This window comes from Staphylococcus sp. HMSC62D11, from assembly GCF_001839145.1.
Taxonomy (GTDB): domain Bacteria; phylum Bacillota; class Bacilli; order Staphylococcales; family Staphylococcaceae; genus Staphylococcus; species Staphylococcus lugdunensis.
Genome location: NZ_KV840174.1, coordinates 1 through 23,947, shown reverse-complemented (window position 1 = coordinate 23,947; position 23,947 = coordinate 1). Strand labels below are relative to the sequence as shown.

The 23,947-nt window shown below is 35.3% G+C and carries 24 protein-coding genes and 1 pseudogene; 13 read left to right on the top strand and 12 right to left on the bottom strand.

The features are described from left to right. Nucleotides 1–374 precede the first annotated feature (374 nt). Genes HMPREF3267_RS00140 through HMPREF3267_RS00125 form a run of 4 tightly spaced genes read left to right on the top strand, consistent with a single transcriptional unit; the run spans nucleotide 375 to nucleotide 2,827 of the window. Nucleotides 375–578 carry a helix-turn-helix transcriptional regulator gene (locus HMPREF3267_RS00140; RefSeq protein ID WP_002460658.1) on the top strand — a complete coding sequence of 68 codons (204 nt, stop codon included), beginning with the start codon at nucleotides 375–377 and terminating at the stop codon, nucleotides 576–578. Next, on the top strand, nucleotides 575–1,291 hold the full coding sequence (locus tag HMPREF3267_RS00135; protein WP_002460660.1) for a DUF3169 family protein: 717 nt from the start codon (nucleotides 575–577) through the stop codon (nucleotides 1,289–1,291). The genes HMPREF3267_RS00140 and HMPREF3267_RS00135 overlap by 4 nt, the downstream gene beginning before the upstream one ends. A 58-nt stretch (nucleotides 1,292–1,349) precedes the next feature. After that, nucleotides 1,350–2,192 carry an ABC transporter ATP-binding protein gene (locus tag HMPREF3267_RS00130; RefSeq protein WP_002460661.1) on the top strand — a complete coding sequence of 281 codons (843 nt, stop codon included), beginning with the start codon at nucleotides 1,350–1,352 and terminating at the stop codon, nucleotides 2,190–2,192. Then, on the top strand, nucleotides 2,192–2,827 hold the full coding sequence (locus HMPREF3267_RS00125; protein WP_002478992.1) for an ABC-2 transporter permease: 636 nt from the start codon (nucleotides 2,192–2,194) through the stop codon (nucleotides 2,825–2,827). The genes HMPREF3267_RS00130 and HMPREF3267_RS00125 overlap by 1 nt, the downstream gene beginning before the upstream one ends. 89 nt (nucleotides 2,828–2,916) lie before the next feature. On the opposite strand, the gene rbsK is transcribed toward HMPREF3267_RS00125, so the two are convergent. The 4 genes and pseudogenes from rbsK to HMPREF3267_RS00105 all read right to left on the bottom strand — a co-directional run bounded on the left by rbsK (nucleotide 2,917) and on the right by HMPREF3267_RS00105 (nucleotide 6,034). Further along, on the bottom strand, nucleotides 2,917–3,801 hold the full coding sequence (gene rbsK, locus HMPREF3267_RS00120) for a ribokinase (protein ID WP_062078216.1): 885 nt from the start codon (nucleotides 3,799–3,801) through the stop codon (nucleotides 2,917–2,919). Nucleotides 3,802–3,923: 122 nt separating this feature from the next. Further along, entirely contained in the window at nucleotides 3,924–4,328 is a 405-nt protein-coding gene (locus tag HMPREF3267_RS00115) for an SRPBCC domain-containing protein (RefSeq protein ID WP_002478994.1), read from the bottom strand. A gap of 13 nt (nucleotides 4,329–4,341) precedes the next feature. Next, on the bottom strand, nucleotides 4,342–4,908 hold the full coding sequence (locus HMPREF3267_RS00110) for a VOC family protein (protein ID WP_002478995.1): 567 nt from the start codon (nucleotides 4,906–4,908) through the stop codon (nucleotides 4,342–4,344). A gap of 149 nt (nucleotides 4,909–5,057) precedes the next feature. After that, nucleotides 5,058–6,034: pseudogene (locus HMPREF3267_RS00105) on the bottom strand (SMP-30/gluconolactonase/LRE family protein). A 230-nt stretch (nucleotides 6,035–6,264) separates the two neighbouring features. Here HMPREF3267_RS00105 and HMPREF3267_RS00100 point away from each other — a divergent pair. Continuing rightward, nucleotides 6,265–7,227 (top strand): oxygen-dependent tRNA uridine(34) hydroxylase TrhO, encoded by a 963-nt coding sequence (locus HMPREF3267_RS00100; RefSeq protein WP_002478997.1) that lies wholly within the window; start codon nucleotides 6,265–6,267, stop codon nucleotides 7,225–7,227. Between the two features lie 61 nt (nucleotides 7,228–7,288). On the opposite strand, the gene HMPREF3267_RS00095 is transcribed toward HMPREF3267_RS00100, so the two are convergent. The 4 genes from HMPREF3267_RS00095 to HMPREF3267_RS00080 are packed head-to-tail and all read right to left on the bottom strand — an operon-like array spanning nucleotide 7,289 to nucleotide 11,342. Then, nucleotides 7,289–8,650: a PTS ascorbate transporter subunit IIC gene (locus HMPREF3267_RS00095; protein ID WP_002460674.1), complete on the bottom strand. Its 1,362-nt coding sequence runs from the start codon at nucleotides 8,648–8,650 to the stop codon at nucleotides 7,289–7,291. A gap of 14 nt (nucleotides 8,651–8,664) precedes the next feature. Further along, complete coding sequence (locus tag HMPREF3267_RS00090) at nucleotides 8,665–8,949, bottom strand: PTS sugar transporter subunit IIB (protein ID WP_002460675.1); 285 nt, start codon at nucleotides 8,947–8,949, stop codon at nucleotides 8,665–8,667. Further along, nucleotides 8,949–9,395: a PTS sugar transporter subunit IIA gene (locus tag HMPREF3267_RS00085; RefSeq protein WP_002478998.1), complete on the bottom strand. Its 447-nt coding sequence runs from the start codon at nucleotides 9,393–9,395 to the stop codon at nucleotides 8,949–8,951. The genes HMPREF3267_RS00090 and HMPREF3267_RS00085 overlap by 1 nt, the downstream gene beginning before the upstream one ends. 15 nt (nucleotides 9,396–9,410) lie before the next feature. Continuing rightward, nucleotides 9,411–11,342 (bottom strand): BglG family transcription antiterminator, encoded by a 1,932-nt coding sequence (locus HMPREF3267_RS00080; RefSeq protein ID WP_002460677.1) that lies wholly within the window; start codon nucleotides 11,340–11,342, stop codon nucleotides 9,411–9,413. Between the two features lie 210 nt (nucleotides 11,343–11,552). On the opposite strand from HMPREF3267_RS00080, the gene HMPREF3267_RS00075 reads away from it, so the two are divergent. Beyond that, nucleotides 11,553–12,533 (top strand): choloylglycine hydrolase family protein, encoded by a 981-nt coding sequence (locus HMPREF3267_RS00075; RefSeq protein ID WP_062078221.1) that lies wholly within the window; start codon nucleotides 11,553–11,555, stop codon nucleotides 12,531–12,533. Nucleotides 12,534–12,650: 117 nt separating this feature from the next. Here the strand turns inward: HMPREF3267_RS00075 and HMPREF3267_RS00070 are convergent, their stop codons facing one another. Beyond that, on the bottom strand, nucleotides 12,651–14,024 hold the full coding sequence (locus tag HMPREF3267_RS00070; RefSeq protein WP_002492370.1) for an MFS transporter: 1,374 nt from the start codon (nucleotides 14,022–14,024) through the stop codon (nucleotides 12,651–12,653). A 284-nt stretch (nucleotides 14,025–14,308) separates the two neighbouring features. Here HMPREF3267_RS00070 and HMPREF3267_RS00065 point away from each other — a divergent pair, with 284 nt between their 5' ends. Genes HMPREF3267_RS00065 through pcp form a run of 3 tightly spaced genes read left to right on the top strand, consistent with a single transcriptional unit; the run spans nucleotide 14,309 to nucleotide 16,615 of the window. Beyond that, a complete protein-coding gene (locus tag HMPREF3267_RS00065) occupies nucleotides 14,309–15,025 on the top strand; it encodes a DUF969 domain-containing protein (RefSeq protein WP_002460682.1) in 717 nt (238 codons plus the stop codon). Continuing rightward, nucleotides 15,006–15,932 carry a DUF979 domain-containing protein gene (locus HMPREF3267_RS00060; RefSeq protein ID WP_002460683.1) on the top strand — a complete coding sequence of 309 codons (927 nt, stop codon included), beginning with the start codon at nucleotides 15,006–15,008 and terminating at the stop codon, nucleotides 15,930–15,932. Before HMPREF3267_RS00065 ends, HMPREF3267_RS00060 begins: the two co-directional genes overlap by 20 nt. Before the next feature lie 44 nt (nucleotides 15,933–15,976). Further along, nucleotides 15,977–16,615, top strand: coding sequence for a pyroglutamyl-peptidase I (gene pcp / locus HMPREF3267_RS00055; RefSeq protein WP_002479003.1), 639 nt, complete (start codon nucleotides 15,977–15,979; stop codon nucleotides 16,613–16,615). A gap of 91 nt (nucleotides 16,616–16,706) precedes the next feature. Here the strand turns inward: pcp and HMPREF3267_RS00050 are convergent, their stop codons facing one another. Then, nucleotides 16,707–17,354 carry a CPBP family intramembrane glutamic endopeptidase gene (locus HMPREF3267_RS00050; protein ID WP_002479004.1) on the bottom strand — a complete coding sequence of 216 codons (648 nt, stop codon included), beginning with the start codon at nucleotides 17,352–17,354 and terminating at the stop codon, nucleotides 16,707–16,709. Between the two features lie 288 nt (nucleotides 17,355–17,642). Here HMPREF3267_RS00050 and HMPREF3267_RS00045 point away from each other — a divergent pair, with 288 nt between their 5' ends. Further along, nucleotides 17,643–18,443: a CPBP family intramembrane glutamic endopeptidase gene (locus HMPREF3267_RS00045; RefSeq protein ID WP_002479005.1), complete on the top strand. Its 801-nt coding sequence runs from the start codon at nucleotides 17,643–17,645 to the stop codon at nucleotides 18,441–18,443. A 158-nt stretch (nucleotides 18,444–18,601) separates the two neighbouring features. On the opposite strand, the gene HMPREF3267_RS00040 is transcribed toward HMPREF3267_RS00045, so the two are convergent. Beyond that, nucleotides 18,602–19,183, bottom strand: coding sequence for an NDxxF motif lipoprotein (locus HMPREF3267_RS00040; RefSeq protein WP_002460688.1), 582 nt, complete (start codon nucleotides 19,181–19,183; stop codon nucleotides 18,602–18,604). Between the two features lie 19 nt (nucleotides 19,184–19,202). After that, nucleotides 19,203–20,021 carry a CPBP family intramembrane glutamic endopeptidase gene (locus tag HMPREF3267_RS00035; RefSeq protein WP_062078223.1) on the bottom strand — a complete coding sequence of 273 codons (819 nt, stop codon included), beginning with the start codon at nucleotides 20,019–20,021 and terminating at the stop codon, nucleotides 19,203–19,205. A 300-nt stretch (nucleotides 20,022–20,321) separates the two neighbouring features. Between HMPREF3267_RS00035 and HMPREF3267_RS00030 the strand changes: the two genes are divergently transcribed. Genes HMPREF3267_RS00030 through HMPREF3267_RS00020 form a run of 3 tightly spaced genes read left to right on the top strand, consistent with a single transcriptional unit; the run spans nucleotide 20,322 to nucleotide 23,553 of the window. Next, nucleotides 20,322–21,428: a carbohydrate kinase gene (locus HMPREF3267_RS00030; protein WP_002460690.1), complete on the top strand. Its 1,107-nt coding sequence runs from the start codon at nucleotides 20,322–20,324 to the stop codon at nucleotides 21,426–21,428. Further along, nucleotides 21,412–22,323, top strand: coding sequence for a pseudouridine-5'-phosphate glycosidase (locus HMPREF3267_RS00025; RefSeq protein WP_002492513.1), 912 nt, complete (start codon nucleotides 21,412–21,414; stop codon nucleotides 22,321–22,323). The genes HMPREF3267_RS00030 and HMPREF3267_RS00025 overlap by 17 nt, the downstream gene beginning before the upstream one ends. Before the next feature lie 9 nt (nucleotides 22,324–22,332). Beyond that, nucleotides 22,333–23,553, top strand: a complete 1,221-nt coding sequence (locus HMPREF3267_RS00020; protein WP_002479009.1) for a NupC/NupG family nucleoside CNT transporter — start codon at nucleotides 22,333–22,335, stop codon at nucleotides 23,551–23,553. Nucleotides 23,554–23,947: the final 394 nt, after the last annotated feature.

Here is a 23,947-nt window from a genome sequence, read left to right as displayed (position 1 = left end):
TTACAGTCAATATTAACATTTATTATCATTTTATGTTATGTTGAGCTTAAAGGTTGGTGAAATAGTGACTTCTACTGAAAATCGATTATATAAAAATGAAAATCAATGCAATAAACGCAAACATCGCAAAAGTTTCAAGTCATTGATTGACGCAGTGTTACTGTATATACCAGAAATTTTCGGTTTATGCTTTCGCTCAATTAAATGGTTAATGTCACGATTATAACGCCATTTTAGGCTTCAAGTTGTCTAACAACAGATATCTCGGAGTCTATTTTTTAATAATTAAAAGACAAATATTTATGTCATTTTGACTAATATACTTGTCAAAATGACAAAGATGTTGTATTGTGACATTAAGGAGTTGATGTCTATTGCGCAATCGCCTGAAAGAACTGCGTGCTCGAGATGGTTATAATCAAACGCAACTTGCAAAGAAAGCAGGGATTTCTAGACAAACCGTTTCTTTAATAGAACGTAATGATTTTACACCATCTATCTTGACCGCTATGAAAATCGCACGGATTTTTGGAGAATCTGTAGAAGATGTCTTCATCATTGAGGAGGAAGATTTATGAAAGTAGGCCGTTATATATTCTTTATAATCATTGGTGGTATCATCGGTGGCTTAATTGGTAGCAATATAGAACGTGTTGGCACGTTTATTGCTTCAACAAATTTCTCTGGTAGTCGCCTGAACCTTATTATATGCGTAAGTACTTCGTTACTTATTTTGGCATTAATGCTATATCAATGGTATGTACAACAACGTTCATTAAAGTATAAATATATGATTTCAAATGTTGATGACGGCAGTGATATAGATCATTATGAGAAGCAAGCAACTTTAGACTATAACAAAGTACACATTATAGCTCATTTACAATTGGCCATTGGTTTTATAGCTATCTTTTTTATTGCTCTAGGCAATGCAGCTCCTAATGAATTTTTTTATGCTCTTATCCCATATTTATTAACTTTAATCCCCTCATTGATGTTAGGCTTCTATTCACGTCGTTTTGATGCTCGACTACCTAAAATAGCCGAAAAACATTACACAGAGAAAGCTTTAGCTTTATTAGATGATGGTGAGCGTCATATTGTATTAATCTCTATGTATAAAAATTATCAAGTAAATCTTGTCCTACTGATAATGGCCATTGTCTTCATCGGTATTTTCTCCATCTATACTGGTTTAAACCAGACACCTGGCTTATTAGCACTCATTGTTATTTTTATTTATAACAGCTTAGGCTATTTAATAAAATTACGACAGTTTTATAAAGCATAAAATAATAGTGTATGACGCTCATTATTAAACATAAAATAGAAAAAGGGAGTGTGTATTAATGACACAGTTGTTAGAAGTTAGCAATCTTAATAAATCATATACCAAGTCTGACTTTAATCTTAGCGATATTTCGTTGTCGATTGCACCAGGTGAAGTATTGGGGCTGATTGGTAAAAATGGCAGTGGTAAATCCACGTTAATTAATACTTTGGTTGGCAATCGTTTTAAAGACTCTGGTGACATTAAATTTTTTGGACAATCTGTTACTGCAAGGAACAACCAATATAAAGAACACATCGGTGTAGTCTTTGATGATTTAAGGGTCCCAAACAAATTGACTTTAACTGACATAGACAAAGTTTTCACAAATATTTATACGACTTGGGATAGCAATAAATTTAAATCGACGCTAAAAGACTTTGATTTACCTACATCAAATGCGATTAAATCTTTCTCTCGCGGTATGCGCATGAAAGCAGCGATCGCCATTGCCTTAGCACATGATAGTCAACTGCTCATCCTGGATGAAGCAACTGCTGGCATGGACGTGTCAGGTCGTGAAGAAGTCATGGAAATCTTACAAGACTACGTTGCTAAAGACTATGGCATTATGATTTCTTCGCATATTTCAGAAGATATTGAAACACTAGCCACAAAGCTTGTATTTATGCGAGACGGGAAAATTGTCTTACATGTAGATAAATCGCATTTACTCTCACATTATGGCATTGTTAATGTGCCGTTAGCAGAATTCAATGTATCCAATGATTATATCATTGCTTCTAGAAAGCGTAACGATCGCATAGAAGCGTTGATTCATGACAGAAACCTAGTTCCTGAAGCTGAACCATTAAAATCAATCGATGATGCCACAAAAATCATTATGAGAGGTGATAAATAATGAAGGGTTTATTATTAAGCAGTTATTATACATCGAAAAAATCATTATTCACATATCTCATCGTTGCTTTGGCCTCAGCTATTATGTTTAGTTTTTTCAATCCAATCATGACATGCTTTTTAGCTATGATTTTCCTTATTTCACCGGTCACTGATAATATTAAACATGAAAAAGATTCACGCTGGATGTACTATGTTTCGACTTTACCTACAGGTCGAGCAACTTATGTTAAAAGTTATTTTGTCTACTATGGAATACTTATCCTGATTGGCCTAATTATGGGTGCTGGCGCATGTTTCATTGTGACGCAAAATATCAATTTAACGCTTATTTCGATACTCGTTGGGATAGGTGGCTCAGGTACATATGCCATTATGTTCCCTTTAACCTTTAAATTTGGACCGGAAAATTCCAATGTCATTATGATTTCAACATCATTCATCGTTATTGGCTTATTTTTCTTCGTGTTCTTTGGATTTGTTATCCCATCGCTAAGTGATAACGGATCATTTGATAGTGTGCTTAGCAATCTAACAACTCTATGGGTGCTTATTATATACGGTATAATAGGATGCGCTCTATTAATCCTTTCTTATATTGCATCATTGCAAATATTTAAACGCCAAGAACTATAACCTTAAATTCTTATATTTAACACAAATGAGCTAGAAATCTACTTTTATTCCACAGATTTCTAGCTCATTTTTAAAATTGCGTAGTATCACTACTTAACATCAAATTCATCTACGAGATCATTAAAATATGGCATACCACCTTGGGCACCCATACCGGTTACAGCATGGCTTGCTGCTAAATTAGCAAATGTAAGTGCTTGGTCTATATCATATCCTTTTTGTAATCCAGCAGCAAACGCGCCGTTAAATGTATCTCCTGCCCCTGTTGTATCTACAACTTGACGCTCAAAACCTGGTATCATCACTTTTATATTACCATTATGATACACTGCCCCTTGGTGTCCGAGCGTCACAATCAATTTGTTAGGAAATTGTTCAAGAGCAGCATCAATATTAGTACCAAACATAGCTGCGCTCTCTGTTTCATTCGGTGTTAAATAGGTTGCTTGGTCAATAACTTCTGCAGTCAAATCTCTATACGGCGCTGGATTTAAAATCGTAATAATATCATGTTCTGCACAATATGTAATGACTTCACTGACAGTATCTTCTGGTATTTCTTGTTGCAGCAGCACAATGTCTCCAGCTTTTATATGCTTTAAAGCCGTGGATACATAGCTTGAAGTCACTTCATTATTTGCTGAGGGTACTACGATAATACTATTATCATTATCACAAAGTGTAATATGTGCCGTTCCTGATGCCGAATCAGCAACAGGCTTTACATAATCTACTCGCACCTTATTGCGCTGTAAATTCTCATAAATCTCTTCTCCTAATTGGTCATCTCCAATACGTCCCACCATATAAACTTGCTCACCCAGACGTGCAGCAGCTACCGCTTGATTAGCTCCTTTACCACCTGGTGTAGTGAAAAAAGACGCTCCTAATATCGTTTCACCTTTTTGTGGTACTCGTTTAGTTGAAACAACTAAATCCATAGACATACTGCCTACAACATAAATACGCTTCATCTATGTTTCCTCCCTGTTGTCTTATTATGATTTAAAACCAAATATCTTTTTAAAATTAAACCAATATACACACAGCCATTTACTTTGTTAATCAGTAAAAACTCACGTAAAAAAGCAGGTACTCAACGCAACCCACCCCGTATAATTGCGTTGAATTCGAGATAAGATTTTAAACAAGTTAGCATGTATACCCAACCTTCAGTTTTGTCTAACATCATCTGGACATCTTGTTCATGGTAAGGATACTCGCGAACACTGACAATTGTCCCTTCTGCACTTGGTTCAAAACATATCTCGCCTTGATATGTTCCCCATTGGAATTTGATTTGTTCATTAGGTATTGTTTCTTTTATAAAAATTTCCGTAGTAGCATCATATTCTTTGTATTGTAACTGAATCGTTTTCCCCGTTTCCCAACGTTCTGAGCTTGATGAAAACCAAAATCTTCCAATTTTCGCTGGGTCAACAAAGGCCTCATATGCTTTATCTGGTTCAACATTAATTTGCATCTTTGCATTTAATTCCATGTCAACGATCCTCCTATGGTGTTGTATCATCTTTCTGGTTCAAATCTATAGGTTCAGGCGTAAACAATGTTGCTTCGCTATCTTTAGGATAGTAAAATCCTTGAGGAACTGTTTGCAATTCTAATAAACTTCCCCATGGCGTTTGAATATATACAGTTTGATTTCCTGGTGTATCCTCATAGCGCGTATTCGCATGTGGCTCTGACAAAGGAATGCCACCTGCTTTCTTTACTTTTTCTAAAGCTGCAGGAAAGTCGTCTACATAAAATGAAATATGCGTATAACCCATATCTTGTAATGTAATCGCCGATGCTTGCGATGCATCTTTAAATTCAAACATTTCAATGTTAGGACCGTGACCAAAGACCATCATACGTTTTTTTATAATCTTAGCTCCCTTTTCAATACCTAATACACGTTCAACAAATTGTCCTGCACGTGGTTCATCTGTTAATTTTTGACTATCATAAGCGATTTTACCATCTAATGCCGTTTGAAAAAATGTCGTCGCTTGTTCTATATCGGGTACGGTTAAGCCAATATGATTAATTCCTCTTGTTACAGCCATGATTTTATTCATCTCTCTTTATCTCATTTTCATTTACTTTACCTATTTACCCTAATCATCATCACTGCTATCACAGTCTTATCTTCTTGCAGCTATTGACAACAGAAATTTGATGCTACCATCTATTCCTGCTTATGTTTAAAACGTACCTGCTGTTTAATTTATTGAAATTGGTAACTGTTATGCGCTTTGGCAAATCCATTCACTGTGTAAATCATCGAACCGCCTTCTGAGTTGTTTCAATATCATTTGTACAAATGAGTAATTGATTTGTCCCTGGAATAAATTGAGGGTGCGTGGTACGCAACATTTTCCCTTCATCACGACCGGGCATTAGAATTTGACCAATTGGATAGCCACGGCGATTAAACACAAGTACACGACCTTGGCCATACATGGCTACATATAAATTATCGTCACTGTCAATGCAACATGAATCCGGTCCTTCATGCCCAGTAAAATAGTATGGAATTGTCGCGCCAAACGGTGCAATCGTCACACCATCATCTTCAAGCTGTATACGATGCAATCGATTTGTTGTAGTTTCTGTCACCCATAAAATTTTCTCATCCGTACTTAATGCAATTCCATTGGCTACTGAAATATTTTGAATGACAGGTGTGACGGTTTGAAAATCAGGTGAAACATAATAAACACCACCTTGTGGCTGTGTAGAGTATCCTCTAAAATCTGTAAAATAGAATCCACCTTTACTATCGAAAACCATATCATCTATACAATAATCATTACCAATATCCGAAATAATATCTTCAAAGTGTTGACCGTGTGCATCCGTCGCAAAGATGCCACCTGTTGTCTTAAAGTCCCCTAAATAACACGTGAACAAACGGCCATCCTTATGAATTTTTACTGCTGCGGGATTAACTTTAGGCGCTTGAAAAGCCGTACTTAATTTTTTCTTGGCAACATCAACTTTAAATACTCGCCCACCAAAAACTTCACACAAATATAAATCACCTTGCTGATCAAAAATCAAACCTTCTAACTGTAAGCCATCATCCGAAACTTTTAACCAAGGTTCCGCCGTTACCGTTTGTAAATCAGCCTCAGAAATAATCGGTACAGCGCTTTTAGAGGCACCAATGTATTTTAATGTAGGAAGTGCTTGTTCACACATGATTTATTCTCCTTTACATCGCAATTTATAGCTCTATCATATTATATGTGACCGTTTTCATCAAAAAAATATCATTCTCCATATCCGTCTGTTGATGTATTTGCGGCTTAATCTATTGAATAATGAATCATATTTGATAAAATATAGTAATGTCTTTTTTAAGAAAATTTGATTATTGTCATTTACTACATTTAACGATATAACTTTTAGAATAAGGAGAATCACAAATTATGGATTATAATGTACTGCTATATTACAAATATACAACCATTGATGACCCTGAAACATTTGCAGCTGAGCACTTAGCATTCTGTAAAGCAAACAACTTAAAAGGTAGAATCTTAGTTTCTACTGAAGGTATTAATGGTACGTTATCAGGTACGAAAGAAGATACAGAAAACTATATGGCACATATGCATGCAGACGAACGTTTTGCAGATATGACGTTTAAAATTGATGAAGCTGAAGGGCATGCTTTCAAAAAAATGCATGTGCGACCTCGTAATGAAATTGTTGCGTTAGGTTTAGAAGATGATGTAGATCCTCGTGTAACAACTGGTAAATATTACTCACCAAGCGAATTCAAAAAAGCTTTGGAAGATGATGAAACAATTATTTTGGATGCTCGTAATGATTATGAATTCGATTTAGGGCACTTCCGTGGTGCAATTCGTCCAGATATTACACGTTTCAGAGATTTACCAAATTGGATTCGTGAAAACAAAGATCAATTAGAAGGTAAAAACATCGTAACATATTGTACTGGCGGTATTCGTTGCGAAAAATTCTCTGGTTGGCTAGTCAAAGAGGGCTTTGAAAACGTAGGTCAATTACATGGTGGTATCGCAACTTACGGTAAAGACCCTGAAACAAAAGGTGCATATTGGGACGGTAAAATGTACGTCTTCGATGAACGTATCAGTGTTGATATCAATCAAATTGAAAAGACCGTTATTGGCAAAGAACATTTCGACGGTACGCCTTGCGAACGGTATATCAACTGTGCCAACCCTGAATGTAATAAACAAATTCTGGTTTCCGAGGAAAATGAAGCAAAATATCTTGGCGCTTGTTCTTATGACTGTGCTAAACATGAGCGCAATCGTTATGTTGCTGAACATAATATTAGTGATGAAGCATGGAAACATCGTTTAGAAAATTTTAAAGATGTGCCAGAACGCGCACATGCTTAATTGCAATTCAAAAGAAGGACTCGAAAGATGCTATTTGCGTCTCGAGTCCTTCTTTTATTAATTATGATTGCTGTTGTTCATATTTCTTATCTGCTTTTCCTTTTAAGAAGATAGCGCCTGCTGCCAAAATGACTATAAAGATGACAGAACCTATAATACCTGCATACTTAACGATATTACCAAAGATAATACCTACAGCTAAGAAGTCTGTATCTGAAAATGTTGTTGTCGCTAAACCTAAGTCTCCCAAGAAAGGGATAAATAATAATGGCAAGAACGTAATTAATATACCATTCAAGGCCGCACCAGCAACAGCACCTTTAATACCGCCTCGAGCATTACCAAAGACAGCAGATGTTGCACCTAGGAAAAAGTGTGCAACAACACCTGGTAATATGACAATGCCTCCTGTGAAGAATAGAATGAACATGCCGATTACCCCGGTAATAAAACTAACAAAGAATCCTATTAGCACAGCATTTTGTGCATATGGAAAGACAATTGGACAATCCAATGCTGGTTTAGAGCTCGGTACTAGTTTTTCCGAAATACCCTTAAACGCCGGAACAATTTCAGCTAAAATTAAACGTACCCCTGTTAAGATAATAAAAACACCTGCCGCAAAGGTCACACCTTGAATAACTGAAAAGACTATAAAGTTTTGTCCTTGGCTAATATGATCATGCACATAACCTACACCGGCAAATAGACAAGCAATCAAGTATAGCAGTGCCATGGTAATAGAAATACTTATTGTACTTTCTCGTAAAAAACTTAATCCTTTAGGAAATTTAATTTCTTCCGTAGATTTAGATTTCCCTTTAAATAGTTTACCAACCTCACCCGCTGCCCAGTAACTGATTGTTCCAAAATGACCTAATGCAACTTGATCATTTCCAGTTATTTTACGCATAGTAGGTTGTGCTAACGTTGGTAATATGGACATTAATAAGCCTAGTAACACAGCACCAATTGTTACAGTTAAATAACCTTTAATATGACCGACTGTCAATAAAATGGCTAAAAAGGCAGCCATATAAAAGGTATGATGTCCTGTTAAGAAAATATATTTTAAATTTGATATGCGTGCAATCACAATATTAATTAACATACCAAATACCATGATCAACGCAGCTGTTGTCCCATAGTCCTTTAATGCTAATGAAATAATTGCTTCGTTGTTTGGCACGACACCTTGAACACCAAATGCATGTTGGAATATTTTTCCAAAAGGTTCTAATGAATTAGACACAACGCCTGCACCGGCACTTAAAATAAGAAAGCCTAACATTGTTTTAATGGTACCTGTTGTAATCGCTGTGGCTGATTTTTTCTGTACTAACAAACCAATTAACGCAATCAATGCAACTAGAATCGCAGGTTGACTTAAAATATCAACAATAAAATCTAATATGGCATGCATGTGCGTCGCCTCCTTTAAATCATATTTAATGCTTGTAATTTTTGTTGTAATTTTTGTTGCAATTCTTCTTTATCTAAAATATTATCTAGCACTAAGACGTCTCCCAAGCGCTGTGCATTTTCTGCTAAATCGCGTCCACAAATAAATAAATCTGCCATTTCGGGACTTGCAGTCATAATATCACTATGCTCTACTTCGATATCTGCTGGTGCAGCTAAATTTTTCAGTGCTTCTTGTGCATTCATTTCTACCATAAAACTACTACCTAAACCATGTCCGCATACGACTAAAATTTTCATTATTCATCCGTCTCCTTTAATAAATTTAAAATTTCTGCTTTGTCTTGAGTTGCTAATAATTGTTGAACTGTATCTTTATCACCTAACACGCTGGCCAAATCTTGTAATACTGTAAGATGTGACTGCCCATCTACTGCGCTAAGCACAAACACTAATGATGCATAATGTCCTTCCTCCGAAAAGTTAACATGTTCCTTTAATTTAAGTAAGCTTAACCCTACCTCATTCACGTCACCATTTGGTCTAGCATGGGCGATGGCTATTTCGGGCGCAATGACAATATATGGTCCAAATTCATTGACACTATTAATCATGGCATCTACATAACCTTCATTGATAACATTTGCATTTATGAGTGGCTGTGCCGCTTCATGAATGGCAGTTGACCAGTCTGTGGTAGATGTTTTGACTACTACTTTATCTTCTGTCAATAAATCTAATGTCACCTTGCATTCCTCCTCTCAATCTAAATCGTCGATAAATCTATGAACAACTTCAAGTTGCCCATCTAAAATATGTTGCCTGTCTTTGTCATTCGTAATCAGTGCACTAAGTTGCCCAAGTGCAGTGAGATGAAAAGTAGGATTTTTTGTTGCCAATACAATAACAATATGCACTGGGTCATAATGTTGATGTCCAAAACGCACGCCATGCTCAAAGTAACACATTGAAAATCCTGCATCTTGAAGCACATGTGCCGTGCCTGCATGAACCAATGCAATATGTGGACTAATCACCATATATGGCCCAAATTTTTCTAACTGTGCAATCATCTCTTCAACATAGTCCTGCGCTACAATACCATCTTGTATTAATGCCGTTGTTGCATGTGCGATGGCTTCATTGCGCTGCATATGCTGTTGACACTTTTGAATGCGATGAATTGGCAACAACTGTCGTAACGTATAACCCTCTTGGTCAAGACGTTGCACCTTTTGTTCACGATGCGTATTGACGATGTGGTTTAATTTTTCTCTTGCCGCTAAGCTAAGAAAAGGATCAACAATAATAACGGGAATCTGTGTTGCCTCACATGGAACTGTTGAAATGATGTAATCTATGCCCCGTGCTAACAATTGACTTTCATCAATTTGATATATCGAGTAAGCATCTAAAATATCAAATTCTGGATAAACATTGCGCAGCTTATTTTTTAATAATTGTGATGTGCCAATGCCTGAACCACACAATAGTACAACTTTAATTTGATCTTGATGCTGGGCAATACGTTCAATACTTGACGCGAAATGAATCACGATAAAGGCAAGTTCATCTACCGTAAATGTAATATCATAGGTCTGTTCTAACAACGTAATTTGGCTCTCAATGATTCCAACAAGCTGATGATATTGTTGATAAATCTCTTCTTGCAATGGATTTTGTTGACTCATTCGATATTTAAGTCGATGAAGCGCTGGTTTCATATGAAGCAATAAGTTATCAAATAACTTGTCATCCTTATGCATGTCAATGCCTATTTCAGCACTGACTTGATAAATAAAACGTCGCAACACAGTTTCTAAACCTTCTTGCGTCCCCCGCATTTCTGCATTTGTCGAAACTTTTGACCCTAATAAATGCAGCGTGATAAAAATTGCTTCTGAATCTGGAAATTTAATATTAAATTGTCCTTCTAAGTTGTCTTTTAACTGTGATGCAATTTGAAACTGATACGTTTGTTTCAATGTTTCAGCTTGTTCGCTTGGCACATCAAATGAAAACTTTCCCTTTAGCCTATGAATAGCGATAAGCACATGATATATCAATCCATCAATCGCACTTTGTACAAGATGATAATCCATTTGTGTCAATGTATGAATCACGGTGTTTCTCACTTTAGTCAATTCTTCATCCGTAAATATATCTAATGTGATGAATGGCGACATTGTTTTAAAATATACTTGAATTCTGTTAGCGTAGGCACTGCGGTAAGCTTCTTCATCCCCTGTAATCATAAAACCTTTATTTTTAATATAGGCTAATTCGAGTTGATATTGTGTTAACCAATGCTGAATCGCTTTCAAATCATTGACAATCGTTCGTCGTGATACAGCCATTGCTTGTGCCAAATCACTTGAAGTCAACGGTTGTGATGTTTCGAATAATTTTAATATGATATTTAATACACGTTCATCTTTTGATAAGTGTACATCCGTATAAATAAGTTCATCATTTTTAGACAACGTCTCTTGTAAATTGTGGATTCTAACTCCATATGATTTGTGTCGTTGTAACGTAAATTGTCTTTCTCGCTGTAGATCCTCAATATGTTCGAGGTCATATTGAATCGTACGTTGAGAGACGTCAAACATGGTTGCTAAATCTGCAATTGTAGTATATTGCTCTGATTTCACTAAAAGGTCAAAAATTTTACTTTGCCGATTATTTAACAATTGTATCAACGCCTCCTTTTATAATTGTAAGCGATTTCTTTAGTGAATAGGTGTGCAACTTATTTCGTTTTAAAATCCGCAAAATTTCATAGCTATAGCATAACATCATTTAACATATTTTCTCTTTATTTTAAAAAGTTGAAACAGCTGTCTCAACCTATTATAATTGAAAATAATTCTCAATTAAATCTATTGGAGGTTGTTGTAAACATGTGTACAGGCTTTACTTTCCAATCACATAATAATGAAGTTATTCTAGGAAGAACAATGGATTATGACTGGCCTTTAACTGGACATCCTGCCGTCCAGCCACGTCATTATGAATGGAAATCACGTGTCGATTATCAAGGACAAACGCTTTATGGCTTTGTTGGTACTGGCAGCGACATGGAAGGATTTATTTTTGGTGATGGTATGAATGAACACGGATTAGCCATCTCCACTCAGTACGATCGTGATTATTGCAGTTATGCCTCTCAGTGCCGTGACGATGCTATGAACATTTCACAAAATGAAGTACTTACTTGGGTACTTGGCTACCATCAATCTATAGAAGAGTTATGTGCTCATGCGGATCAAGTTAACGTTGTAGCTGTAACTTTAAATGATATCAACGATGTACCACCATTACATTATCACGTTTCTGATGCTAGTGGTCGTACAGTTGAGCTAACATTTGACCAAGGACGTGTAGTCATTCATGACAATCCAATTGCTGTGTTGACGAATAATCCCGACTTAAATTGGCATTACGAAAATTTAAAAAACTATGTCGCAATCACACCTTATCGTCCTTCAGCCAAACAATTTAATGATGTCGAACTAACAACGCTTGGTAGTGAAGGTGGCACACGAGGTTTACCTGGCGGATTCACCTCTCCAGAGCGCTTTGTACGTGCAGCTTATCTTATACGTCATCTACAACCTTCTGATGACGATTATGCAGTTCTTGACGCCTTCAGAATTCTTGATGCTGTAAGCATTCCAAAAGGTGCCGTACGCTCACAAAATGACGATTTGCATTATACGTTATATCAAACCGTCTTTAATCTAACTTCACGCACGATGTTCGTCAAATATTATCAATCCAATCAGATTATTGAATTATCACTAACTGAATCCTTGCTTAACCAGTCGCACTTACAACTATTCGAACCAATATCTGGCATATCAACCACTAAGCTAAATTAAGCACACAGTTTTAGCATAAATATAAAAGAAGCACAAAGACGATTTTTAATGTCAAATCATCTTTGTGCTATTATTTTGTTATTGATATCCCATCCAGAAATGATTTAAAATCGAATTTTAAGCTTTTACATTGCGCGGTATCAATACAAAGGCTGAAATAACACCTAAAATCATCACAATGGCACCTGCAATAAACGAAACCATAGCTGCCGTTTCAACTGTATAGAATTGCAAACATACAGTAAATATGGTCGTATTAAAGGCAATGCCGAATGCACCACCAAGCGTCGCACCCATTTTATAAAGTCCTGTAGCAAAGCTTACTTTGTGCTCTGGCATATTAAAAATCGCAATTGTCAATCCTGGCGTTGCAACTAAGCCATTGCCGATAGCACAAATCACGTAAGCAATTGTTACAATCGCAATATACAAATGTGTCGTTAACGATGTCATACTAATCAGCATAATACCTAATGTTGGGAATAATGGACCGGCGATTAACATACTTTTACCGCCATAGCGTTTAATCGCAAGTTCACCTAAACGAATCATCGCAATTGCCATAATCGTATAAGGTACTATTACCAAGCCTGTTTGCATTTCAGTCAATCCGAGTTGCTTTTGGGCATAAACATTAAAGACAACCGTTGTTCCTGTCCCTGTATTAACCACAAAATTATTAATTGTTGATCCTAAAAAAGCTCTGTTTTTGATAATTGAAAAATCGATGAATGGTACTTTTTGTCGTTTTTCATATAAATAAAAAATAATGAGCGCCATAATCATTACAACTACAAGTGTGATAGTAAATGTACCTATCCCATAGTTAAACCCTTGTGTCATTAATATCATTAAAGCAGCAATAAACACCCCAAAAATGAACATACCAACATAATCAAATGGCTGATGATTACGTTCTGCACGAGGCACCTCTTGTTTATTCTTTAATATCCATAAAGCAACCACAGATAAAATAATAGATAAAACGAAAATACTTTGCCAATGTAAGTATTGTGATATTGTCCCACCAATATATGAAGCAAAACCAATCCCCCCAACAGTGGCAATCATCAAATAACTATATGCTTTACGTAACGTTTCCCCACTAAAACGATCCGTCACTAAGCCAATCGTAGACGGTAATAGTACCGCTGCAGATAAACCTTGAAATATACGACCAATAATCAGAAATGCTGTTAAATGGGTACTAATTAAACATATACAGCCAATAATACTTAACATCAGCCCCAATTTAGTCATTTTTAAGTTTCCAACTTTATCCGCAACATCACCTGCACCAACCATAAAAATCCCTGTGACAAACGCAACAATACTAATAGATAAGTTTAATGTCGTATCCACTGCTCCAAAAGTATGTTGTACGCTTGCACCTATATTAATAAATGACTGGGCAAACATCCAATATGTTAACACTGCCAAACATGCAGCGAGTACTAGACTTAAATCAAATTTATGGTCTTTGATAGACACATCATTCACTCCTTTAACATTCTAAGGTCAATTCCTATTGAGAATAATTATCAATTAACCATTCGTTATTATATCATGCTTCAGCTTGCAACACTATACGAATAATGACTTTTCTAATTAACGACTTCACCAAACAAATCGCATAGGTATTTTATTTACCGCTAAAATTTATTTTTTCAATTCTTTATTCATCATAAATGTAATTCATTTTATTTTTTAGTTATGCTAATATTAAGAAAATTGCAGTATATATATGCAATGATTATTTGTTAAGGAGGATTATTATGGAATGGCTTAAATTGATTGGGATATTAATTATTATTTTGGGATTTTTATTTAAGTTTGATACGATTGCGGTTATTCTTGTAGCTGCATTAATTACTGGTCTTGTATCTGGCTTAGATTTCACAGAGGTTTTGTCTATTCTAGGCAAGGCTTTCGTTGACAACCGTTTAGTTACACTCTTCATGTTGACATTGCCTATGGTTGGTTTGATTGAACGTTTTGGCTTAAAACAACAAGCTTCTAAATTAATCAGTAATGTGAAACGCGTCACCGCTGGAAGGCTACTTACACTCTATTTAATTATTCGAGAGATTGCAGGCATCGCATCCATTCGTGTTGGTGGGCACCCTCAATTTGTGCGTCCACTTATCAATCCTATGGTACAAGGTGCTTTACGTACACGTTATAATCTTACTGATGCTACGATTGATGCCAAAGATATTGAAAAGCTTAAAGCTGAAGCATCAGCAATGGAAAACTATGGGAACTTCTTCGGCCAAAATTTATTTGTTGGGGCTGCTGGGGTCTTGTTGATGGTTGGAACATTTAGCTCATTACATATTAAAGTAAACGCCATCGACTTAGTTCTTGCATCAATTCCAGTAGCAGTTATTACATTACTGCTTATATGGATTAAAAACATGATGTTAGATCGTTATTTCAATAAAAAATATGGTCGCAACGAGGTGAAAACACATGAGTCAAACAACAATTAACCACATTCTTGAATTTTTTTATATTTTAATTGGACTACAATTTTTATATACTGCTTATCGTGCTTTAAGAGCTACTGATAAACAAAAACGAATTGGGACTGCACTATTTTGGACTATATTAGCTATACTTTTTATTGCTGGTCCTTATATTCCAAATGCACTTAATGGTGCGCTCGTATTATGTATGGGTGCATTAACACTCTTTAAACAAGTCCAAATTAAAAACATTATCGATGTCACTGAGAAAGAAGCTGAACGAGGATCTGACCGTTATGGTAATAAATTATTTATTCCTGCAGTGGCCTTAGCCGTTATTGCAGTTGTTGTTTCAAACTGGACGCCTTTAGGTGGTGCCATTGGCTTAGGTATTTCATCAGTACTCGGTTTAATCGCCGCTGTATGGATTATTAGACCAAAATTACACTACATCCTGTATGATAGCGATCGTTTGACACAACAAGTTGGTACTACAGGTATATTACCGCAATTTTTAGCAGCATTAGGTGTTCTCTTTACTGCTAGTGGCGTAGGCCAAGTCATTTCTAAGGGTATTTCATCATTTTTACCTGAAGGCAATCATTTTATCGGTGCTATCGCTTATATCTTAGGTATGGTGATCTTCACTATATTGATGGGTAATGCTTTTGCAGCATTCACTGTCATTACTGCAAGTATTGGTATTCCTTTTGTCATTGCACAAGGTGGCGATCCAGTGATTGCAGGTGCCTTAGCGATGACTGGTGGATTTTGTGGAACTTTATTAACACCAATGGCTGCTAACTTTAACACGTTACCTGTCGCTTTGCTTGAAATGAAACATGAATTTGGCGTCATTAAAGCACAAGCACCAATTGCTATCGCGCTAATTATTGTTCATATTGCATTAATGTATTTCTGGGCATTCTAACTATAGACACGCATTCCGTAAAAATTTTAGGAGGTAATATATTTATGGACATACTCGTTACAGCATTTGATCCCTTTGGTGGAGAAAAAATTAACCCCGCATTAGAAGTCGTTAAACGTTTAGACACGAACATCGGTGCACATACTATTACTAAACTAGAAATACCGACAGTCTTTCATGAATCTAAAGATGTCATTGCACAGAAATTAGCACAACAACATTTTGATGCCGTATTAGCTATTGGACAAGCCGGTGGACGTTTTGAAATCACACCAGAACGTGTCGGTATTAATATCGATGATGCACGTATCGCTGATAACAAAGGTAATCAACCTATTGATGTAGCGATTCAGCCTGATGGTGCACCTGCATACTTCTCAAATTTGCCTGTTAAAACAATGACAGAAGCGATTAAAGCTGAAGGTATTCCAGCAAAATTATCAAACACTGCTGGCACGTTTGTCTGCAACCACGTTCTATATCAACTTGGTTATCTTGCTGATACACAATTTACAGGTCTTTTATTTGGTTTTATCCATGTTCCTTTTATTCCTGAACAAGTAACAACTAAACCTGAAACACCTTCCATGTCAATAGACACAATGACAAAGGGCTTAACTGCTGCCATAAAAGCGATATCTTATGGTGATGACCAAAAAATCGCCTTAGGTGAGACACATTAAAATATAGTTATTACATTTGTAAAGCCACAAAATGCTTTAAACAACACATTTTGTGGCTTTCATTTACTTTGTGATACAATATGTAAACGTTTTACAAAAATGAAACGATAGTCGCTTCAACGTTAATACATATATGGATTAAAATAGGTACCTCTAAACGTTGTGTTTTTAAAAAAGCTACAACTAAGATGATTCCTGAAATACCATAGACAATCCATTCTATAACATTAGATGGTCCATGAACTGCGGCAAAGGCAATGACTGAAACGATCCCCCCAACAATGGGAATTCGACGAAAAATCCCTTTAATTATGAAGGCACGAAAAATACACTCTTCTATAATTGGTCCTACAATCCCAATAGATAACAGTTGTAGTAACAATGGTACACCACTTAAATATGCATCTAATTCCTCTTGATTTGCTGTCGTAGAAATAAAAAACATTGCAATATAATCACATACAATGGATATAATGACACCAACAACAACATAAACAAGGTGCCGCTTGGTTAGCTTATTAAAATTAAAGACATGCAAATTGAATGCGTTCATTAAACCAAATATACCGACTAAAAAGGCTAGCGATAATAAATAATAGTAACCACTTTTTAAAAAAAGAAAATCTAATGATTCAGCTATAAACAATAATATGATAAACATGATACTTTGTAATAACAATTTCCAATAATGTTTCGTCGATAATTGGTATTGATGAAGCGGTTGATGTGTCTCTATCATAATATTTACCTCTCTGTCTTTTATTATGAAACTCATTGTATTACTGTCATATTTCTTCACTAATACGTATATTTCAAATACTTTATAAGCAAACTTTATCGTGCTTTTAACACAAGCACAAGTTCTTACGAAACAATTTAAGCTAATTTTAAGCATCCTTTTTTTAAAATTCTTGTGAAGCACTATAACAACTTGTAGATGATGTCAATTATATGTTACATTACTCATGTAGATGCGCAATGTTGCATTGTTATGATTTCAAAATCAACATAAAAGGGTGGGTTTATAGTGAATGATTACCATACTTCAACAGAACAGCGCTACAACGAAACAAATAGCACGATAGAAAGCAGTACCAAAAATGTAAAACCTAGAGGTAATATCATCCTAAATATTTTGATCTTTATTGGCTGGATGCTTTTATCACAAATGGTGATCTTAATAATTTTTGGAATCCTCAAGTTGTCTTCTATATTTAATTCATTCAGCGGAGCAATACTTACATGCCTATTTATAGTTATAGCGACAATCATTACGTGGCTCATTAGACGTTATTACATACGCCATTCATATGAAGAACGTCAGAAATTTAAACTAAAAGATATCGGTATTAATATTGGTTGGGCAGTATTGTTACGTGTTTTGGCACTGGCTTTTAGTTATTTGCTACATATCACAACTGGATCGGGGCAAAGCGAAAATGACAAAATGCTATTAGGTGATGCGAATCATCAGATCTCAGATGCAAGTCAATTACCTCAAATTTTTCCATTTTTGATGTTTATACTAACAATTAGTATACTCACGCCGTATCTTGAAGAGCTCATTTATAGAGGTATTTTTAAGGAAACATTATTTAGTCGTGCAGCTTTCTGGTTGCCATTAATCTTGTCATCCTTGATCTTTGCTTTACAACATAGCGTAACTGACATTATTTCAATATTAATGTTTATGTTTATGGGAATTATTTTTTATCTTGCTTATTCACGACGCGGTAATGTTCGAGATAGCATGATGGTTCATATGATTCATAATAGTACTACTGGTATTATCCTGCTCATAGGCTACTTCTATGTCTTACTTCACTAGTCAGAAAAAGGCTATGACATAAAAAATAAACAGTTTCGCAGTATTAAAAAATGGCAATTTTCTTTGGATTTATATGAAAACTGCCATTTTTATATGCGTTTATTTTTATTCAATTAATTCAAGACAATACAACTAAAGCACGTGGCTACTCTGTTTAATTAATCATATGCCTTTGTTTTAATGCCTTTTGCTTTTAAGAACTTTTCAATTTTCTTCTGTTCTCTTCCATTGACAACGTCTCTATCCTCATTTAACTGTTTAATATCATCAAGTACAGATGCGTCATCTTTTTTAGAAAGTTCATAACTCTTCTTGTCTATTTTATTACTTGCTTTTGTATATTCACTTATTTTATTCGTGAACTTATCATAGCCACCCTTTGGTAACACGTTATTATGAATATAGCGCGCAAAATTTTGATCATTTTGATCAGTAAGTTGCATCAATTTAGCAAATTCATCTTGTTGTGATGTCGTTAACTTATCATCAGAATCTATGATATCCATATAGTAGAATTTTGCATCTGTCAACTCACGATCAGTATCTAAATAAAGCTGAATATCTTGCTTCATTGTCTTTTCAGAAATTGAATCATTTGTTGTTTGTTTATTGAAAATTTGAGTAGGTATTTTTTTCTTCGTCACACTATCATCGTCATCATCGTGATCGTCTTCTGTGTCACAAGCGACAATTATGAATGATAGCAAGCATAATGTTAATATAAGTACAAATTTTTTCATAATCAAACTCCTATTTTATCTATTGTCTTAATCTCCGCCTTAACATAACTAACACTACAATAACACTCACGTAACCCAAAATAGATATGATTGACGCTTCAAAACCAAATTCACCACCTGTAAGTGCAAAGTTATGACTATCGAGTATGTATTGAAATACTTTATCGTCAACTTGTTTCTCTGTGATATAAAAGACTTGACTGATGTTCCAGAAGAAATGCAATGTCGCACTTGCCCAAATACTACGGAAGACATAAGCAGTTAATCCAAACATAACACCTGCCAAAGAACCACCAACTAATAATTGAAGAAAGCTTCCTACATTTAACGCGCCATTAAGTACGTGAATTGCGCCAAAAAATATACTCGTAGTCAAAATGGCAACAACAATATTAGTCTTTTTCTCAATATAGCCCATCAATAGACCACGAAAAACAAGCTCTTCAACTATAGCACCGGCTACAGCCACTTGGAAAATATCCCAAAATAGCGAACGGAACAACGTATCCTGTGTCTTAAAATGTGAGATTTTAAGTTCCCCAGGCACAAAAATCAAATAGAATAGTATAACGCTAAGCGGTAAAATGATACCAAGTATAACCGCTCTGATATCAAAATGTGGTGATACAATTCGATAATCTACGCGTCTTTGCTTTAGTCCCTTTTCTATCATTAACCGCACAAAAAAATAAATCACAATACAATAAATTAATGCACTGATGATTATACCTATCCCTAAAAATGGAATCATCTCATCAAAAATAGCTCCTAAGGCTTGTGCAACAATAATCATCAAAAATGCTAAAACAAACATCCCCAAAATCTTTATATAGTTCATTTATGTATTTTCCTTCCCTTAAATGACTATGATTACATTAACTTCAAATACAAATACATATTATCATATTTTTCAATAAACTAATAATTCTCTTAAACCATCATATATAACATCAACTATTTTCAGTTCACAAATTAGTTAAAAACCTATAATTCCTCATGTTTATGACTTTTTACACACTTCTATATGCAAAATTTCGATTGTAAACGTTTACTAAAATGCATGTAATATGTTACTATATATATGAATATTAAAACATTTGTTTATATTAAAAACATATGTTTATAAGGAGGTGCACAGATGAATAAAAATGAACAAGCAATTTTCAACTTGGTTAAAGAAAACCCTTATATTACACAACTTGAATTAGCTGAACGCATAGGATTATCACGACCGGCAGTTGCAAATATTATTTCCGGATTAATGCGCCAACGATACATACTTGGTAAGGCTTATGTCATAAATGAAGAAAGCCCGATTGTTTGCATTGGCGCGGCTAACGTCGATCGCAAATTCTATATTGATACACCCTTACAACCAAAAACATCTAATCCTGTTTCCTCCTCCAGATCCATCGGTGGTGTTGGTAGGAATATTGCAGAAAATTTAGGCCGTTTAGGAGAGAAAGTGACCTTTTTAACTGCAAGTGGTAATGATAGTGAATGGGATATGATTAATAGAATGTCTTCACCTTTCATGGATTTAAGCGCCATACAACCAATAGAAAATGCTAGCACAGGCTCATACACTGCTGTCATTAAAGATGGCGATATGGAATATGGCTTTGCTGATATGGAAATCTATGAACAGATTACACCTGATTTTTTAGCACGTTATGCACAAATTTTAACTAAAGCAAAGTGTCTCGTTGCTGATTTGAATTTACCTAAAAGCGCGCTAGAATTTCTTAGTGCTTTTGCCCAAAAGAATCATATTAAGTTTGTTATCGTGCCAGTTTCTTCACCTAAGATGGTACGCATGCCTCAATCCTTGCATGCCGTAGATTGGTTAATCATCAATCGTGATGAGAGTGAGACATATCTTAATATGTCAATTCGCAATATTTCTGACATGCAACGTGCTGCAGAAAAATGGGTTGAACTCGGCGTGTCTAATGTCATCATTACAAACGGTCTTGAACCACTTATTTTTAAAAATTGTCATACAGAACACATCGTACCTATTTCTCCAGCACAGCATTTTGTCGATGCGACTGGAGCTGGTGACTCCTTTACTAGTGCAGTGATTTATAGTTGGCTCAATGACTTCTCACTCCAAGATATTATTAAATCCGGCATGGTCAATTCTTTAAAAACGGTTGAAACAAATTATACCGTACGTCAAAACCTTGATAATGAACAACTTAAACGTGATATGGAGGAATATAATTATGAAGCAATATCTTGAATTTTCAAGCGAAGTAGCTGAAGCGAAAAAGCATAATCAACCGATCGTCGCTTTAGAATCAACAATCATTTCTCATGGTATGCCCTACCCTCAAAATATCGAAATGGCCAAAAATGTAGAGCAAATCATTCGTGACCATGGTGCTGTTCCAGCGACGATTGCTTTGATAAATGGAAAAATTAAAATCGGCTTAAACGAGGCAGATTTAGAAACACTCGCACATAGTGAAAATGTTGCTAAAGTTTCTCGTCGTGATTTACCAGAAATCATTGCTACTAAACGCATTGGTGCCACAACTGTAGCATCTACAATGATTTGTGCAGCATTAGCTGACATACCATTCTTTGTCACTGGTGGTATTGGTGGCGTGCATAAAGGTGCAGAAGAAACCATGGATATTTCTGCAGATTTAGATGAGTTTGCAAAAACAAATGTTAGCGTTATCTGTGCAGGCGCTAAATCAATATTAGATCTGCCAAAAACAATGGAATATTTAGAAACAAAAGGTGTGCCTGTTATTGGCTACCAAACAGACGAACTGCCCGCATTTTTCACTAGAGAAAGTGGCGTAGCATTGACAAGTCGTGCAGACACACCCGAAGAAATAGCACGTATTTTTAAAGCTAAACAAGATTTACATCTTGAAGGTGGTATGGTCATTGCTAATCCAGTTCCTGAAAAAGATGAACTACCTAAAGACTACATCGATGCAATCATTGATGATGCTGTCAAAGAAGCAAAAGTTCAAGGTATCCACGGGAAAGATTCTACACCATTCTTACTCAAAACAATTGTTGAAAAAACTGCAGGAAAAAGTTTACAAACAAATATTAAATTAGTTGAAAATAACGCTGTCGTTGGTGCTCAAATAGCGGTTGCTTTCAATCAACTGTAGGTGATAATCATGTCAATACTATTTGGGATGTTAGGTGTTGCTTTTGCTTTAATCGTAGCATTTATTTTTAGCTTTAATAGGAAAGCAATTGACTATAAAAAACCATTGATTATGTTAGTAATCCAAGTACTGCTTGTCTTATTTATGATGAACACCACGATAGGTTTACATATTCTGACCGCCATGGGAACTTTCTTTGAAGGGCTGATGAATATTAGTAAAGCTGGTATAGATTTTGTATTTGGAGACTTGCAAAATAAAGGTGGCTATAATTTCTTCTTAAATGTGTTATTGCCATTAGTGTTTATTTCAGTGCTCATTGGCATATTAAATTATTTCAAAATCTTGCCTTTCATTATTAAAGTTGTCGGTTATATTATCAATAAAATTACACGCATGGGAAAACTAGAAAGCTATATTGCTATTTCAACATCGATGTTAGGTCAACCTGAAGTTTACTTAACAGTTAAAGATATTATTCCAAAGCTGTCTAAAGAAAAGTTATACACGATTACAACTTCAGGGATGAGTGCAGTTAGTATGGCAATGCTAGGCTCTTATATGCAGATGATTGAACCAAAATACGTTGTAACTGCCGTTATGTTAAATATCTTCAGCGCATTAATTATCGCAAGTATCATCAATCCTTATCATTCTGATGACAAGGAAGTAGATTTAAACGTGATTGATACACAAGCAACAAACAAGAAGACGGTAAATGGTTCAACTAAAGCAAAGAAACCTGCATTCTTCCAAATGATTGGAGACAGCGCGATTGATGGTTTCAAGATTGCAGTAACGGTCGCCATCATGTTACTCGCATTTATCTCATTAATGAAAGGCATTACAATTGTCTTTGATCTGGTGGGTCTAGACTTCAAACAAATCATTGGTTATATTTTTGCGCCAATCGCTTTTATTATGGGTGTACCATGGGAAGAAGCGATTCGTGCTGGATCGATTATGGCTACTAAATTAATTACGAATGAGTTTGTTGCAATGTTAGACTTCCAAAAGATAGCTTCATCTTTATCACCTAAAACACAAGGTATTATTTCGGTATACTTAGTCAGTTTCGCCAACTTTGGGACAGTTGGTATTATGGTGGGAGCCATCAAAGGAATTAGTAGTGAGCAAGGCAATAAAGTAGCGACATTTGCACTACGACTACTTTTAGGTGCAACTCTAGCTTCAATCGTGTCAGCAAGCCTTATCGGTTTGGTATTATAATGACATCATCCTCTACACTATCGTAGCTCTTAAATCCAATAAATATATATACGAACGTGGGACATAAATCCCAATATAATAGCACAAAGATGATTTAAAATTAAGAATCGTCTTTGTGCTTCTTTATATAATCCATACTTATATGTGTCTTTAACATTAACAAATATGATTAAGACGTACTTTTCTTGTGGATTTATACTAAAAAGGTCTGGACATTAAGTTCTTAAACAATGTAAAAAAGACAATTTCTATTAAAATTATTTAATAGAAATTGTCTTTTCTCTTATGTATTATAATATACAGCTCGTTATCATTTTAGGGGAATAAGATGTAGTCCCACGATAGTGTTTGAATTCATCAAATTCATTATCTGGGATTGTTTCAACAATTTCAT

What these genes read in the sequence shown, in the direction of transcription:
- HMPREF3267_RS00135 (WP_002460660.1), top strand. Translation starts at nt 575, where the DNA reads ATGAAAGTAGGCCGTTATATATTCTTTATAATCATTGGTGGTATCATC.
- HMPREF3267_RS00130 (WP_002460661.1), top strand. Translation starts at nt 1,350, where the DNA reads ATGACACAGTTGTTAGAAGTTAGCAATCTTAATAAATCATATACCAAG.
- HMPREF3267_RS00125 (WP_002478992.1), top strand. Translation starts at nt 2,192, where the DNA reads ATGAAGGGTTTATTATTAAGCAGTTATTATACATCGAAAAAATCATTA.
- rbsK (WP_062078216.1), bottom strand. Translation starts at nt 3,801, where the DNA reads ATGAAGCGTATTTATGTTGTAGGCAGTATGTCTATGGATTTAGTTGTT.
- HMPREF3267_RS00115 (WP_002478994.1), bottom strand. Translation starts at nt 4,328, where the DNA reads ATGGAATTAAATGCAAAGATGCAAATTAATGTTGAACCAGATAAAGCA.
- HMPREF3267_RS00110 (WP_002478995.1), bottom strand. Translation starts at nt 4,908, where the DNA reads ATGAATAAAATCATGGCTGTAACAAGAGGAATTAATCATATTGGCTTA.
- HMPREF3267_RS00100 (WP_002478997.1), top strand. Translation starts at nt 6,265, where the DNA reads ATGGATTATAATGTACTGCTATATTACAAATATACAACCATTGATGAC.
- HMPREF3267_RS00095 (WP_002460674.1), bottom strand. Translation starts at nt 8,650, where the DNA reads ATGCATGCCATATTAGATTTTATTGTTGATATTTTAAGTCAACCTGCG.
- HMPREF3267_RS00090 (WP_002460675.1), bottom strand. Translation starts at nt 8,949, where the DNA reads ATGAAAATTTTAGTCGTATGCGGACATGGTTTAGGTAGTAGTTTTATG.
- HMPREF3267_RS00075 (WP_062078221.1), top strand. Translation starts at nt 11,553, where the DNA reads ATGTGTACAGGCTTTACTTTCCAATCACATAATAATGAAGTTATTCTA.
- HMPREF3267_RS00065 (WP_002460682.1), top strand. Translation starts at nt 14,309, where the DNA reads ATGGAATGGCTTAAATTGATTGGGATATTAATTATTATTTTGGGATTT.
- HMPREF3267_RS00060 (WP_002460683.1), top strand. Translation starts at nt 15,006, where the DNA reads ATGAGTCAAACAACAATTAACCACATTCTTGAATTTTTTTATATTTTA.
- pcp (WP_002479003.1), top strand. Translation starts at nt 15,977, where the DNA reads ATGGACATACTCGTTACAGCATTTGATCCCTTTGGTGGAGAAAAAATT.
- HMPREF3267_RS00050 (WP_002479004.1), bottom strand. Translation starts at nt 17,354, where the DNA reads ATGATAGAGACACATCAACCGCTTCATCAATACCAATTATCGACGAAA.
- HMPREF3267_RS00040 (WP_002460688.1), bottom strand. Translation starts at nt 19,183, where the DNA reads ATGAAAAAATTTGTACTTATATTAACATTATGCTTGCTATCATTCATA.
- HMPREF3267_RS00035 (WP_062078223.1), bottom strand. Translation starts at nt 20,021, where the DNA reads ATGAACTATATAAAGATTTTGGGGATGTTTGTTTTAGCATTTTTGATG.
- HMPREF3267_RS00030 (WP_002460690.1), top strand. Translation starts at nt 20,322, where the DNA reads ATGAATAAAAATGAACAAGCAATTTTCAACTTGGTTAAAGAAAACCCT.
- HMPREF3267_RS00025 (WP_002492513.1), top strand. Translation starts at nt 21,412, where the DNA reads ATGAAGCAATATCTTGAATTTTCAAGCGAAGTAGCTGAAGCGAAAAAG.
- HMPREF3267_RS00020 (WP_002479009.1), top strand. Translation starts at nt 22,333, where the DNA reads ATGTCAATACTATTTGGGATGTTAGGTGTTGCTTTTGCTTTAATCGTA.